The following is a 14,040-nucleotide window of genomic DNA, read 5'->3' as shown; positions in this document are numbered from 1 at the left end:
ACCGCGTCACCACCATCCGTGACCGGTCAGTCATGATGCGGTGGTGTCCAGATTCCGCCAACGGGCCGTGCTCACGGGGTGCGTGCTGGCCGCCGTGCTCGCCGCGGCCGGGCTGTTCGTCACCGACTACGGCATCGACCCCGAGCTGTGGCTGTCCGGCCTCGCCCTCGGCTTCCTGGCGCTGCTCGCGGCGCTGGACCCGTGGCTGCACCGCAGGCGGGCCGCGGGCCTCGCCACGGACGACAACCTCGACGCCGCCGCGAGCGCCCTGGCCCGCGCCCTGCACGCGCAGTGGAACGAGGAGTGCCGCGCCCGCGGCCTGCCGGAGCACCTCCTCGACCTGCACTGGAGCGCCCTGCGGGGTGAGCCGGGGCACAGCGACGCGGTCGTCCGCGCGTTCCAGCGCGAGCACCGCATGGTGTTCCTCGGCGAGCCCGGCGCGGGCAAGAGCACGACCGTGATGCTGCTCACGATCGGCCTGCTCGACCGCCTCGTGGACGGCCCGGTGCCGGTCCTGCTGCCACTGTCCACGTGGAACCCGGAGGCGGAGGACGTCCGCACCTGGATGACCCGGCGGCTGTACGAGGACCACCCGGCGCTGCGCAACACCGAGCTGTACGGCAGCTACGCGGGCGACCTGCTGGTGGAGCAGCGCCGCGTGTTCCCGGTGCTCGACGGCCTCGACCAGATCCCGCCCGAACGGCGCGCGGACGCGCTGGACCGCATCAACCGCGCGTTCCCCGGCAACCACCCGCTGGTGCTGACCAGCCGGACCGACGAGTTCGCCGAGCTGACCGCCACCGTGCCGAACGCGCAGGTGGTGGAGCTGCAACCGGTGGACCTGGAGGAGGTGGCGGGCTACCTGCGGTCGGTGTCGGACCCGGTGACGGCGGCCCGCTGGGAGCCGGTCTTCCTGCACCTGCGCGCCGAGCCGGACGGTCGGCTGGCCGAGTCGCTGTCCACGCCGCTGGCGGTGTGGCTGGCGGGCGTCGTCTACGGGTACGGCGAGCCGAGCGAGCTGCTGGACCGCACCCGGTTCCCCGACCGGGTCGCCATCGAGGACCACTTGGCGGACCTGCTGGTCAGCGGCGCGTTCGGTGATCGCGGGGTGGCGCACCAGGCCCGGGCCAGCCAGGTCTGGCCGAGGGACAGGGCGGCCCGCTGGCTGGCGTTCCTGGCCGGCGAGATGCGCCGGCGCGGGGTGCGCGAGCTGGGCTGGTGGGACCTGCGCCGCTCGGTCGGCGCCACGTGGCTGGCGCTGCTCGGCGCGGTCACGCTCGGCGCGATCGGCGGTTTCGGCGTGGCCTGGCTGATGGCCTACGCGAGCACGCCGAGGCTGGCGCCGATCACCGGCCTGGCCGCCGGGCTCGCGGTGGCCGTGGCCGCGCTGTACGCGTCCGGGCACCGCGCGGTGAAGCCCCGGCTCGGGGTGTGGCGCAGCCTGGTGGTGGTCAGCGGTGTGCTCGGCACGGCGGCCGGCCTGGTGTTCGGCGCGCTGTACGGGCTGTCGGCCGGCCTGGTCGTCGGCCTCGGCATCGCGGTGGCGGTGGCGCTGCGGTTCGGGTTGGGCAGCACGGCCGAGCTGAGCCACCCGTCCAGTCCGAAGTGGACGATGGCGCGGGACCGGATCGCGGTGTGGACGGGGTCGCTGGTGCTGGCCGTGGTGTTCGGCGCGGCGGCCGGGCTGGTGTTCGGGCCGAGCCAGTCGGGCATGGTCGGGCTCGGCCTGGCGTGCGGGCTGATGCTCGGCTTCACGCTGTCCGTGCTGCACCTGCGCTGGTGGTGGTTCACCGTGGCGCGGATCTGGCTGGCCGCGCGGGGCAAGCTGCCGTGGGAGCTGATGGTGTTCCTGGAGGACGCGCGCAAGCTCGGCGTGCTGCGGCAGGCGGGCGCGGCCTACCAGTTCCGGCACGCGCTGGTGCAGGACCGGCTGGCGGGCGCGCGCCCGTCCCAGGTCACGTCAGACGCTTAGCCCGCGCAGCCGGCCGATGGCCTCGTCCAGCACCTCGTCGCGCTTGCAGAACGCGAACCGCACCAGGTGCCGCCACTGGTCCGGGTGGTCGGTGAACACCTGCACCGGCACGGCGGCCACGCCGATCCGGCCCGGCAGCTCGCGGCACAGCTGCGCGCCGTCGGTGAAGCCGAGCGGCCGGACGTCCGCGGTGATGAAGTACGTGCCCTCGCTGGGCCGCACCGCGAACCCGGCCTCGGCCAGGCCACCGGCCAGCCGCGACCGCTTGTCCTGCAACGACGTGCGCAGGCCCTCGACCCACTCCAGCTCGTGGCGCAGCGCGTGCGCCACGGCCGGCTGGAACGGCGCCCCGCCGACGAAGGTCAGGAACTGCTTGGCCGCGCGCGCCGCGCCGACCAGCTCGGCCGGACCGCACGCCCAGCCGATCTTCCAGCCCGTGCAGTTGAACGACTTGCCCGCGCCGGAGATCGTCACGGTCCGCTCGGCCATGCCCGGGAACGTGGCCAGCGGCACGTGCGCGAGGCCGTCGAAGACCAGGTGCTCGTACACCTCGTCGGTGATCGCCACCAGGTCGTGCTCGACGCACAGCGCGGCGACGGCCGCCAGCTCCACGTAGTTGAACACGGTGCCGGTGGGGTTGTGCGGCGAGTTGAGCAGCAGCGCCCTGGTCTTCGGGCCGATCGCGGCGCGCAGCGCGTCGACGTCGAGCCCGAGCCGACCGGTGCCCGGCTCCTCGACCAGCCCCACCGTGCGGCGGGTCGCGCCGGCCAGCGCCACGGACGCCGCGTAGGAGTCGTAGTAGGGCTCGATGAGCACGACCTCGTCACCGGGCTCCACCAGCGCCAGCAGCGTGGCCGCGATGGCCTCGGTGGCGCCTACCGTCACCAGGACCTCGGTGTCGGGGTCGTAGTGGGTGCCGTAGCGCGCGCGGTGCTCGGAGATCGCCTGGCGCAGCTCGGGCGTGCCCGGACCGGGCGGGTACTGGTTGAGCCCGCCGTCGATCGCGGCCTTGGCGGCGGCGAGCATCCCGGCCGGTCCGTCGGTGTCCGGGAAGCCCTGCCCGAGGTTCACCGCCCCGGTGCGCGTGGCCAACGCCGTCATCTCGGCGAAGATCGTCGAGGTGAACGGCCTCATCCTGGTGACTAGCGCTGGTGCCCGCACAAGGCCGAATCTTCACGGACAATGGCGGCGTGGAGCAACTGACCCCCGCTGACCAGCTCAAGCGCCAGGGCCTGCGCCGGATGAAGCTCGTGGCGACCGGCTTCTTCCTGGCCGCGACGGTGATCTTCGTCGTGGCCCTGCTGTTCGAGGACGGTGGCCCGGCGTGGCTCGGCTACGTCCGCGCGGCCGCCGAGGCGGGCATGGTCGGCGCGTTGGCCGACTGGTTCGCCGTGACCGCGCTGTTCCGCCGGCCGCTCGGCCTGCCGATCCCGCACACGGCGATCATCCCGACCCGCAAGGACAGCTTCGGCGACGCGCTGGGGTCGTTCGTCGGGACGAACTTCCTGTCCGAGGCGGTGGTGCGGGACAAGCTGCGGCGGGCGGGCATCGGCCGGCGGCTCGGCGAGTGGGTCGCCCGGCCCGAGCACGCCGAGCGGGTGACGTCCGAGCTGGCCAACGTCGTGAAGGGCGCGGTGACCGTGCTGCGCGACGACGACGTGCAGGCCGTGGTCGAGCAGGCGCTGGTGCGGCGGTTGGTCGACCGGCCGTGGGGCCCGCCGCTGGGCAAGCTGCTCGGCCAGGTGCTCACCGACGGTGCGCACCACAAGCTCGTCGACCTGGTGTGCGACCGGGCGTACGACTGGGTGCGGGACAACTACGACAAGGTCATGGGCGTGGTGTCGGACCGGGCGCCGACGTGGTCGCCGAAGTTCGTCGACTCGCTGCTGGGCGACAAGGTGTACACCGAGCTGCTGAACTTCGCGTGGGCAGTGAAGACCGACGTCAACCACCCGATGCGGCTGGCGGTGGACCAGTTCCTGATCGAGTTCGCGGGCGACCTGCGCACCGACCCGGCGACCATGCAGCGGGCCGAGCAGGTCAAGCAGCAGATCGTGGACCACCCGGACGTGCAGCGGCTGATCGGGTCGGCCTGGGGCACGGCGAAGAAGATGCTGCTCGACGCGGCCGAGGACCCGTCGTCGGAGCTGCGCAAGCGCGTGCGCGTGGGGCTGATGACGTTCGGGCAGCGGATGGTCGAGGACGAGTCGCTGCGCGACAAGGTCGACGGGTGGCTCGAAAGCGCGGCCGGGTACGTGGTGACCAACTACCGCGACGAGATCACCACGCTGATCACGGACACCGTCGAGCGCTGGGACGCCGAGGAGACCTCGCGCAAGATCGAGCTGCAGGTCGGCCGCGACCTGCAGTTCATCCGGATCAACGGCACGGTCGTCGGCGCGCTCGCGGGCCTGGCGATCTACACCGTCGGTCAGCTCCTGACGTGACCTGAGCGGTCAACCCGGGTGTCGCGGACGTAGGACACGCGCGTTCCGAACGCAGGACTCCCGCGGGAGTCCTGCGTTCGGGCACGGCGGGTCCCGCGGTCAGCTCACGCTCAGCGCGCGGCGTTCCCGCCAGTTGCGCGCCTTCTCCCGGTTGCCGCACGTCTGCATCGAGCACCAGGTGCGCGAGCGGTTGCGCGAGCGGTCGAAGAACGCCCACCGGCAGTCGTCCGCCTGGCAGATCTTGAACCGCTCCCACGACCCGAGCACGGCCAGCCGGGCCGCCGCGCCGAGCACCGCGCCGAGCGCGTCGGTGCTGGACATGGTCGGCACGCCGTGGCTGAGGTCGACGCGGATCAGGCCCGCGACGGGGGTGGGATCGGGTCCGTCGTGCCGTTCGCCCAGCGAGGCCCGCAGCGAGGCGCGGACGGCGCGGACCTCCTGCGGGTCGCCCGCCCGGCCCAGGCCGCGTTCGGTGACCCACGCGCGCCAGGCGGCGGCGCTGTCCAAGACGTCCGTGCCGAGTTCGAGGTCCCGGGTGTTCAAGAAAGCGAGCAGCAGCTCCACATCGTGTTCCGCATCGCCGGCTCGACCCTGCGTGAAAGCCGCGTGGTCCCAGCCGGCCGCCAGACCAGTCACCCCTCCACTGTAGGCGTCGGAGCCTCGTGATGTGGCGAAGTAACCGGCAAACCATCACCATCGGTTACTCCCACTGCCCGGTCGGACCAACGGTCCCCGTGCTCCGATCGGGCTATGAACCGTGTGTATACCTCGTGTGTATAGTGCCCGGCATGTCGATCGGACACACCTTGCTGGGACTGCTCGAAAAAGGTCCGCGGCACGGCTACGACCTGAAGAAGGCCTACGACGAGCGCTTCGGCCAAGACCGGCCGCTGCACTACGGGCAGGTGTACACCACGCTGTCGCGCCTGCTCCGCAACGGCCTGGTCGAAGAGGCGGGCGTCGAGTCCGGCGACGGCCCGGAGCGCAAGCGGTACGCCATCACCGACGCCGGCGTGACCGACGTCGAGCACTGGCTGGGCACGCCCGAGAAGCCGGAGCCCTACCTGCAGAACACGCTCTACACGAAGGTCGTGCTGGCGCTGCTGTCCGGTCGCAGCGCGGACGACGTGCTCGACGCGCAGCGCGCCGCCCACCTGGCCACGATGCGCGACCTGACCAAGCGCAAGGCCGGCGGCGACCTGGCCGACCAGCTGATCTGCGACCACGCCCTGTTCCACCTCGAAGCCGACCTGCGCTGGCTGGAGCTCACCGCCGCGCGCCTCGGCCGGCTCAAGACGGCGGTGACCAAGTGAGCGACGACCCGGTGACCGGCGACCTGACCGGCGGCGACCAGATCGGCGGCGACCCGACGATCGGCGACGCGCCCGACGGCACGGACCGGACCCGCGTGCTGCTGGAGGCCGTCGACCTGCACAAGTCGTTCGGCCCCACGCCCGCGTTGGACGGCGCCGGCCTGACGGTGCGCGCGGGCGAGGTGGTGGCCGTGATGGGGCCGTCCGGCTCCGGCAAGTCCACCCTGCTGCACTGCCTGGCCGGCATCCTCACGCCGGACCGGGGCACGGTCCGCTACCGCGACGTGGAGCTGAGCGCGATGGGCGACGGCGCGCGCAGCGAGCTGCGGCGCACCGACTTCGGCTTCGTGTTCCAGTTCGGCCAGCTGGTGCCGGAGCTGACCTGCCTGGAGAACGTGGCGCTGCCCCTGCGACTGGGTTCGGTGAAGCGCAAGGAGGCCGAGTCGCGGGCCCGCGAGTGGCTGGACCGGCTGGAGGTCGCCGACGTCGCGGACAAGCGCCCCGGCGAGACGTCCGGCGGCCAGGGCCAGCGGGTCGCCGTCGCGCGCGCCCTCGTCACGGGACCCCGCGTGGTGTTCGCCGACGAGCCGACCGGCGCGCTCGACTCGCTCAACGGCGAGCGCGTGATGCAGCTGCTGGTCACCGCGGCGAAGGAGACCAACGCGGCCGTGGTGCTGGTGACGCACGAGGCGCGGGTGGCGGCCTACTCCGACCGCGAGGTCGTGGTGCGCGACGGCAAGTCCCGCGAGATGGAGCCGGTCAGGTGAGGCTCTGGTTCGCCGACCTCGCGCTCGGCGTCCGGCTGGCGCTCGGCGGCGGGCGCACGTCGTGGGTGCGGCTGGCGCTGACCGGCGCGGGCATCGGCCTCGGCGTGGCCGTGCTGCTGGCCGCGTCGTCGGTGACGACGGTGCTCACCGAACGCGCGGAGCGGCAGTCCGCGGCCGGGCCCGTCGTCGACGAGAACGCGTCGCGCGGGCAGGCGTCGGGCGACGTGCTCCACATGACGTTCTGGAACACCGACTACCGCGGCGTGGCGATCACCGGGAACTTCGTGCGCGGCACCGGGCCGGGCGCGCCGGTGCCGCCGGGCGTGTCGAGGGTGCCCGGCGACGGCGAGATCTTCGTCTCGCCCGCCTTGGCGGAACTGCTGGCCGGGCCGGACGGCGAGCTGCTGCGGGCGCGGTTCCCGCAGCAGGTGGTCGGCACCATCGCCCAGGGCGGCTTGATCGCCCCGCACGACCTGAAGTTCTACGCGGGCGACGCGTCCGTCGGGCACGACGGCGAGAACGCCATCATCGGCTTCGGCGGCGAGGTCACCGACCGCGAGCTCGAACCGGTGCTGATCCTGCTGATCATGGTCGGGTCGGTCGCGCTGCTGTTCCCGGTGCTGGTGTTCGTCGGCATCACCACCCGCTTGGCGGGCGCCGAGCGGGACCGCAGGCTGGCGGCGTTGCGACTGGTCGGCGCGGGCTCGCAGCGGGTGCGCCGGATCGCGGCCGGCGAGGCGCTGCTCGGCGCGTTCGTCGGGCTGGCGGTCGGCGCGGCGCTGTTCTCCACCGCGCGGCAGTTCGTCGAGGAGATCCAGCTCCTGGGGATCAGCGTGTTCGTCGACGACCTGACGCCGTGGCCGCCGCTGGCGGTGCTGATCGCGGTGCTGGTGCCCGTCATGGCGGTGCTGACGTCGGTGATCGCCATGCGCCGCACGGTGGTCGAGCCGCTGGGCGTGGTGCGCCGCACGAAGCCGGTGCGGCGGGTGCTCTGGTGGCGCGTGGTGCCGATCGCCCTCGGCGTGGCCGCGCTGCTCACCCAGGCGGGCGCGTTCGGCGGTGAGGTGGTCCAGGGGTCCGACGTGCTCGTGATCGGCGGGGTCATCCTGCTCCTGCTGGGCATCCCGGTGCTGCTGCCGTGGGTGGTGGAACGCGCGGTCGGCCGGCTGCGCGGTGGCGCGCCGTCGTGGCAGCTGGCGATCCGCAGGCTGCAACTGGAGAGCGGCACGGCGGCGCGCGTGGTCGGCGGGGTGGCCGTGGTCCTGGCGGGCGGGATCGCCCTGCAGTCCGTGCTGGCCAGCACGCAGACCAGGATCGTGGACCGGCCGACCCCGGAGGCGGACAAGGGCCGCATCGTGGTCAGCCTCCAGGACTCGCCGCCCGACGCGACCGATCGCACCGCGGACCTGCTGGCCCGGTCGGCGGGCGTGCAGCGCGCGCTCCCGATGCGGACCGTGACGTTCCAGACGGGCCCGAACGAGTTCCACATGGCGACGGTCGGCAGCTGCGAGGCGCTGCGGACGCAGGCGGCGCTGCCGGGCTGCCGGGACGGCGACACCTTCTACGTCGACCCCGGCTCCTCACGCGGCTCCGACCGCCCGAAGCTCGAGCCGGGGCAGGAGGTCTCGGTGCTCCTGTACTCCGACAGCGGTGAGCAGGAGGGACCGAAGTGGACGGTCCCCGCGTTCACCGAGGTCGCCCGGCCCGACGACACGTCCATGTACCGGTACGGCCTGCTGGTCACGCCGGCGGCGGCGCGGGACCTGCCCGTCGACCCCGACAACGCCAGCGTGCTGGTGCAGGTGGACCCGGACCGGCCGGACATCGCCGAGCACGTCCGCAACGCCCTGGCCCCGATGACGTGGCGCGCCTACACGTCCTACTTCGGCGAGGTCGACGTGACCGAACGGGTCAAGGAGTTCGAGAGCATCCGGCAGGCGCTGCTGGCCGGTTCGCTGGTCACGCTGCTGCTGGCGGGCGCGAGCCTGCTCGTGCTGGCGCTGGAGCAGGTCCGCGAGCGCAGGCGGCCGCTGGCCGTGCTGGCGGCGAGCGGTGTGCCGCGCGGCGCGCTGAGCCGCTCCCTGCTCTGGCAGAACGCCGTGCCGCTGCTCCTGGCGCTCGTCGTGGCCGTGGGCGTGGGCGGCGGCCTGGCGGTCCTGCTGCTGCGGATCATCTCCGCGCCGATCGTGCTCGACTGGGCCGGGATCGGGCTGCTCAGCGGCGCGTCCGCGCTGCTGGTCGTGATCGTGACGCTGCTGTCGCTGCCGTCCCTGCGACGGGCCACCGGCGCCCTCGGCCTGCGTTCCGAGTAGGTCCGAGGCGGGCGTCGCCGCCCCTGACGCCCCCAAGCCCGGGGCGGCGACGCCATCTCAGTCGGCACCCCGAAGCCACGTCCGGGCGCTCCGAGACGTCTGAAGAGGTGTGACCCCCATTCCCCACCACCCCCACCACGTCATCCGCGCGGGCGGCCGGAGCGTGCGCCGATGAGGTGGGCCGCCGACCTGGTCCTCGGCATCCGGCTGGCCGTCGGGGGCAGCCGGACGTCGTGGGCCAGGTTGGCGCTCACCGCCGCCGGCGTCGGCCTCGGCGTCACCGTGCTGCTGCTCGCCGCCTCGATCGGTCCCGCGCGGGAGGCCAAGGCGCAACGCGTCCACTCCGCCTCCGTCCACCCGGTCGGGTCCGCCCCGGTCGGCTCGGCGGCGGGGGACGCGAAGCTGAAAGCCCGCCACGTCGGCGTTTCCTGGCAGGGCCGCCGCATCACCGGCGTGGAACTCGCCGCCACCGCGCCCGACGCGCCCGCGCCGCCCGGCGTCGGCCGCGTCCCGGGACCGGGCGAGCTGGTCGTCTCACCCGAGCTGCTCGACCTGATGCGCACCGAAGACTCGGTCCGCGCCCGGTTCCCGGAGAGCGTGATCGGCGTGATCGCCGACGCGGGCCTGCCGAGACCGAAGTCGCTGATCTTCTACGCGGGCCTGCCCGAGGCCCACCTCGACGGCGCCTACCCGGCCACCGGCTTCGGCAGCGACCAGCCGCCCGCCACCCTGCCGCCGATCTACCGGCTGCTGATGGTCGCCGCGATCAGCGCCCTGCTCGTGCCGCTCGGCATCTTCGTCCTGGTCGCCACCCGCCTCGGCGCGACCGGCCGGGCGCAGCGCCTGGCCGCGATCCGGCTGGTCGGCGCGTCGCGCACGCAGATCCGCTGGATCGCGAGCGGCGAGACGTTGACCGGCGCGGTGCTCGGGCTGTTCGTCGGCGTGGCGCTGTTCTTCGCCGCCCGGCCGCTGGCCCGGTTCATCGAGGTCGAGGGAGTCGGCTTCTTCCCGACCGACCTGCTGCCCGACCCGCTGCTCGGCGCGCTGATCGCGCTGGGCGTGCCGGTGGTGGCCGTGCTGTCGGCGCTGTTCGCCCTGCGCACGGAGGACGTCGGCCCGCTCGGCCTGTCCCGCGCCGTCGAACTGCCCCGGCACCGCGCGTGGTGGCGGTTCGGGCTCATCGGCGCGGGCGCCGCGCTGATCACGGCGATCTCGGCGATCGGCAGCTACTGGCAGGTCATGACCGACACCCGGTTCGCCGTCGCGCTCGGCATCGGCATCGCGCTGGTCCTCGCGGGCACGGGCGCGGTGCTGCCCTGGCTCGTCGGCGAGGTCGCCCACCGGGTCGAACCGGAGGGCGTCGCGCCGCTGCTCGCCCTGCGGACCCTCCGCTTCGACGCGGGCACGCCACGCGTGCTGTCCGGCGTGGTCGTGGTGCTGACCGGCTCGTTGACGTTGCAGGTCCTGCTCGGCGTGGCGGCCCAGCTCACCGCCTCGCCCCCGTCGGACACCCCGGACCGGTGGGTGCTCGACCTGCCGCAGCACTCCTCGGTGCGGTCGCTGGAGGAGGCGATCGCGCTGGTCGGCGGCGTGCGCCAGGTCAGCGAGGTGCGCCTGCACACGATCGAGGGCGCCGGCGGTGGTGTCGTCACCAGCACCGACTGCGTCGAGATCGCCGAGCGCCTCGACGTGGCGGACTGCGTGACCGGCTCCGCGTACCTGGCGGGGTGGGTGGCGAAGTCGGAGCCGAAGGCCGGCGACGAGGTCAGGGTCAACGGGCGGGACTGGGTCGTGCCGCCGTACCGGAAGGTCAGCGGCGACCTCTTCGGGCTCGTCGTGGCGGGAGGCGCCGATCCCGTGCTCGCCTCGACGCCGCCGACCGAGCTGGTCGTGCGCGGCGACCCGGACGAGTCGTTCGGCGACCGCCTGCTGGCCGCCACCGGCCGCGCCGACCGGGGCGTCACGCTGCGCCGCCAGTCCGAGGCCGGGCAGGTCGAGCTGTACTCGTCCCTGCGCAGCGGCGTCATCGGCGGCTCGGTGCTGCTCACCCTGCTGGCCGTGATCGGGCTCGCGGCGGCGGCCGTCGACCAGGTCTTCGAACGCCGCCGCCCCACCGCGGTGCTGGTCGCGAACGGCGTGCCGCCGAAGGTCCTCGCGGTGTCCGCGCTGTGGCAGTCGGCGATCCCCGCGGCGCTCGGCATCGGCCTGGCCGTCCCGATCGGCCTCGGCACGGCGTGGCTCGTCGCGCCGTCCGGGCGGTTCCGGGTCGACTGGACCGAGATCGCCACCACCGTCACCGCCGCGGCGGTCGTCGTGCTCGTGGTGTCGCTGTGCACGGTGCCCGCGCTGCGCTCGGCGATCCGCCCGGCCGTCCTGCGAACCGAGTAGCGACGCACGGGAACGACCTCCGGTTCCGCCGGCCACACCATCGAGCGGCGCAGGTATCCCCAGGTCAGACCGGGTGCTCTGAAGGAGCATGCACGATCGGGACAACACTGAGCTGCTCTTCCGCGCCGGCTGCGGCGACGCCGCCGCGTGGCACGAGATCGTCCGCCGGTACGCGCGCCTGGTGTGGGCCGTGCCGCGCTCGCACCGGCTGGGCCCGGAGGACGCGGCCGACGTCTGCCAAGCCACCTGGCTCGCCCTGGCCGAGAACCTCGCCCGCATCCGCCGCCCCGAGCGGCTGGGCGCGTGGCTGGTCACGACCACCCGGCGCGAGACGCTGACCGTGCTGCGGCTGCGCGGTCGGGAGGTGCCGCTGGAGGTGTGGGAAGCGGCCGACGACGGGCCGACGACGGAGGACCGCGCGCTGGCCCGGGACACCGGGTTGTGGCGGGCGTACGCGACCCTGACCGACCGCTGCCGGGAGATCCTGCGCCTGGCGGCGTTCGCGCCGGAGCTGTCGTTCACGCAGGTCGCCGAAGCGGTCGGGATCCCGGTCAACAGCCTGGGCGCCACCCGCGGCCGGTGCCTGGCCGTGCTGCGCCGCCGCCTCGGCGCGGAGGCGTCGCGGTGATCGGGCTGAAGCACGCGTCGACCGACCGGGAACTGCTGGACGCCCTCGCGCAGCTGGTGGACGACCTCGACCCGATGCCGGTGTCGCTGGCCGCGCGGGCGTGCTCGGCGCTGGGCGAGCGCACCGACGCGCTCACCCTGGCCCCGTCGTTCGACTCGGTGCGCGTCGAGCCGCTCGGGACGGCCCGCCGGATGGCGTTCGCCGGGCTCGACCTGCGGCTCTCGCCGGCGGCCGGCGGGCTGGACGTCACCGGGACCGCCGCGGTCGGCGCCCTCGTGGTCGCGCGGTGGCCGGGCGGGCAGGTGACGGCGGAGGTCGACGCGGCGGGCCGGTTCCACGTCGGGCGGCTGCCCTTCGGACCGGTCAGGTTCGTGCTGCGCGGTGTGGACGCCTCGGGCCGCGAGCACGCCACGCCGTGGTTCGTCGCGTGACGGACCAGACGACGCGGCGGGCAGTCACCGTTCAATCTGTCGTCACCTACTTGAGTGACACCCGAACAGGTGGGCCGGACCACTGGTACCGAATCCGCCGGTCAGGCGTTCAGGATCGGTCCACAGCGGACCCGGCGCGGGCGTCCACAACGGACATTTCACGTCGTCACCCCCTGGGCTGGGCACGACGGACCGTGGTCGCGGACGGGTGGGGCGACACGGACAGCCGCACCGCACCGCCCTTCCGAGCGGTTTCCGCCGGAGAACGTTCGAAAATGCGGTTCCCAGTGCTAGACATAGCAGAACGTCGACCTCGAACGGTCCGTCCCGTTCGCCTCACCGGAACGGTGGTGATCCACAGTGGCAACTCCCGACGCGGTGCGCCTGGGTGGCTCGCTGCTGCTCCGGACGCTCGCCGTCAGCGGGCTGGCGGCGGCGGCGTGGTTCGTGTGCGCCGGGGTCGCGACCGCGGGCGAAGACCACCCGGACGAGGCAGCGAAGACCCTCGACTCGGTGAACGTGGCGATCGACGCGCAGCAGGCGGCAGCGGCCGACCTGATCGCGTCGGCCGTGCCCGCCGACGCGGCGCCGTTCACCACCGTCGCGGTCGCGCCCCGACCGGCCGAGTCACCGTCGCTCGTCGGGGTGGCGCTGCCCGGGTTGGAGTCCCGACCGGCCGTCCTGCCCGTCGCGCCCGAGCCGGAACCGGACGCCGACCGGGACGAGGAGCCGTACCCGGAGTCGACCGCGGACGGTCTCGGCCACACCGGCGGGTACAGCCACAGCGGTGGCCACTCGAGCGGTTACCGCTACTCCGGCGCGGTGTCGAACACGATGCCCGTGCCGCTGTACGAGGCGAAGGTGGCCGAGAAGGCCGCCGCGCGCGCGGTCGCCGTCGAGGCCCCGCGGCCCGTTCCCGTGGCCGTGGTCGTCCCCGTGCGCGGGAACGACCAGCCCGTGCCGACCGCTTCACCGTCACCGGCCGTCTCCCAGGTCGCCCCGGACGCCGAGGTGATCTGGGAGGCGCCGGCGCCGAACGCGCCCGCGCCGACGCCGAAGCAGGCGCCCGCCCCGAGCGCGCCGACGGCGTCCTCGGGCGGTGCGGACAGCGGCGGCGGTGGCCACCGGGGCGGCGTGACCGCGTCGTTGACCGGGCAGGCGGACCCGAAGCCGTTGGCCGCCTGGTCGGCCGAGCAGTGGGACGACGGCCGGTCGCCGGGCAGCGTCCCGGGGCTGCCCAGCACCTCACCCGACTGAGGTCCGACGGGATCCGTGTGCCCTGAGCACGCGTGACCGCACACCGTCCGACCAGTCGTTTCGCGCACCTCACGTGTCACTGACGCCTGTCGCGCACCACCACCCATGGGTTCCCGTCCTGCCAACCGCGCCCTGGCAGGACGGGCCAGGTCCCGTCGCCGCGCTGCCCCCGCGAGCGTTGGGACCGAACGGGAACCTGCGGCAGGGGACGCCAATCCCTGGAGCGTCCCCGCCGCAGGTCCACGAACCGCCGCCGTCGGGCTCCGGCTCACCGAGGGGCTGCGCCGGATCCCGACGGCCCGGACTAACACGATCGGGTGGTCCTCACCCAAAAATGTACGGAAACACTGTTACCGCCCCTCGGTTAAACCATGAGGACCCCCGCCAACCACCCCCCGCATCCCCGAACCCACCCGCCCCACCGCCCCACCCCAACCCCACGCCCGACCATCCCCACTCCCCGCCCTGCCCCCGAGCACCAGCACCTCACCGCCCCCACCACCGCCCCGGCCCGCGTGCGGCCGC

At 73.9% G+C, this 14,040-nt stretch carries 11 protein-coding genes; 9 read left to right on the top strand and 2 right to left on the bottom strand.

Translation table 11 applies throughout. The features are described from left to right. Window positions 1–43 precede the first annotated feature (43 nt). Complete coding sequence (locus tag EDD40_RS25130) at window positions 44–1,972, top strand: NACHT domain-containing protein (protein ID WP_246037803.1); 1,929 nt, start codon at window positions 44–46, stop codon at window positions 1,970–1,972. Here EDD40_RS25130 and EDD40_RS25125 read toward each other — a convergent pair. Beyond that, window positions 1,961–3,133, bottom strand: coding sequence for a pyridoxal phosphate-dependent aminotransferase (locus tag EDD40_RS25125; protein ID WP_123745120.1), 1,173 nt, complete (start codon window positions 3,131–3,133; stop codon window positions 1,961–1,963). The genes EDD40_RS25130 and EDD40_RS25125 overlap by 12 nt on opposite strands. Before the next feature lie 29 nt (window positions 3,134–3,162). On the opposite strand from EDD40_RS25125, the gene EDD40_RS25120 reads away from it, so the two are divergent. Further along, the gene (locus EDD40_RS25120) at window positions 3,163–4,419 is read left to right on the top strand and encodes a DUF445 domain-containing protein (RefSeq protein WP_425471252.1); all 1,257 of its coding nucleotides are present in this window, start codon (window positions 3,163–3,165) and stop codon (window positions 4,417–4,419) included. A 99-nt stretch (window positions 4,420–4,518) separates the two neighbouring features. On the opposite strand, the gene EDD40_RS25115 is transcribed toward EDD40_RS25120, so the two are convergent. Further along, window positions 4,519–5,055: a CGNR zinc finger domain-containing protein gene (locus tag EDD40_RS25115; RefSeq protein ID WP_123745119.1), complete on the bottom strand. Its 537-nt coding sequence runs from the start codon at window positions 5,053–5,055 to the stop codon at window positions 4,519–4,521. A 152-nt stretch (window positions 5,056–5,207) separates the two neighbouring features. On the opposite strand from EDD40_RS25115, the gene EDD40_RS25110 reads away from it, so the two are divergent. The 7 genes from EDD40_RS25110 to EDD40_RS25080 all read left to right on the top strand — a co-directional run bounded on the left by EDD40_RS25110 (window position 5,208) and on the right by EDD40_RS25080 (window position 13,515). Continuing rightward, complete coding sequence (locus tag EDD40_RS25110; protein WP_123748263.1) at window positions 5,208–5,732, top strand: PadR family transcriptional regulator; 525 nt, start codon at window positions 5,208–5,210, stop codon at window positions 5,730–5,732. 59 nt (window positions 5,733–5,791) lie between these two features. Then, window positions 5,792–6,499 carry an ABC transporter ATP-binding protein gene (locus tag EDD40_RS25105; RefSeq protein WP_425471352.1) on the top strand — a complete coding sequence of 236 codons (708 nt, stop codon included), beginning with the start codon at window positions 5,792–5,794 and terminating at the stop codon, window positions 6,497–6,499. Beyond that, window positions 6,496–8,811, top strand: a complete 2,316-nt coding sequence (locus EDD40_RS25100; RefSeq protein WP_123745118.1) for an FtsX-like permease family protein — start codon at window positions 6,496–6,498, stop codon at window positions 8,809–8,811. Before EDD40_RS25105 ends, EDD40_RS25100 begins: the two co-directional genes overlap by 4 nt. 171 nt (window positions 8,812–8,982) lie before the next feature. Then, a complete protein-coding gene (locus EDD40_RS25095) occupies window positions 8,983–11,199 on the top strand; it encodes an FtsX-like permease family protein (RefSeq protein WP_123745117.1) in 2,217 nt (738 codons plus the stop codon). An 88-nt stretch (window positions 11,200–11,287) separates the two neighbouring features. Continuing rightward, a complete protein-coding gene (locus EDD40_RS25090) occupies window positions 11,288–11,827 on the top strand; it encodes an RNA polymerase sigma factor (RefSeq protein ID WP_123745116.1) in 540 nt (179 codons plus the stop codon). Further along, on the top strand, window positions 11,824–12,258 hold the full coding sequence (locus EDD40_RS25085) for a hypothetical protein (protein ID WP_123745115.1): 435 nt from the start codon (window positions 11,824–11,826) through the stop codon (window positions 12,256–12,258). The genes EDD40_RS25090 and EDD40_RS25085 overlap by 4 nt, the downstream gene beginning before the upstream one ends. A 360-nt stretch (window positions 12,259–12,618) precedes the next feature. Next, window positions 12,619–13,515, top strand: coding sequence for a hypothetical protein (locus EDD40_RS25080; RefSeq protein ID WP_148088908.1), 897 nt, complete (start codon window positions 12,619–12,621; stop codon window positions 13,513–13,515). Window positions 13,516–14,040: the final 525 nt, after the last annotated feature.

Source organism: Saccharothrix texasensis (assembly GCF_003752005.1).
In the GTDB taxonomy this organism is placed as follows: Bacteria; Actinomycetota; Actinomycetes; order Mycobacteriales; family Pseudonocardiaceae; genus Actinosynnema; species Actinosynnema texasense.
The sequence above is the reverse complement of the archived record's forward strand: the minus strand, read 5'-3'. Positions and strand labels throughout refer to the sequence as shown.

What these genes read in the sequence shown, in the direction of transcription:
- EDD40_RS25110 (WP_123748263.1), top strand. Translation starts at nt 5,208, where the DNA reads ATGTCGATCGGACACACCTTGCTGGGACTGCTCGAAAAAGGTCCGCGG.
- EDD40_RS25090 (WP_123745116.1), top strand. Translation starts at nt 11,288, where the DNA reads ATGCACGATCGGGACAACACTGAGCTGCTCTTCCGCGCCGGCTGCGGC.
- EDD40_RS25095 (WP_123745117.1), top strand. Translation starts at nt 8,983, where the DNA reads ATGAGGTGGGCCGCCGACCTGGTCCTCGGCATCCGGCTGGCCGTCGGG.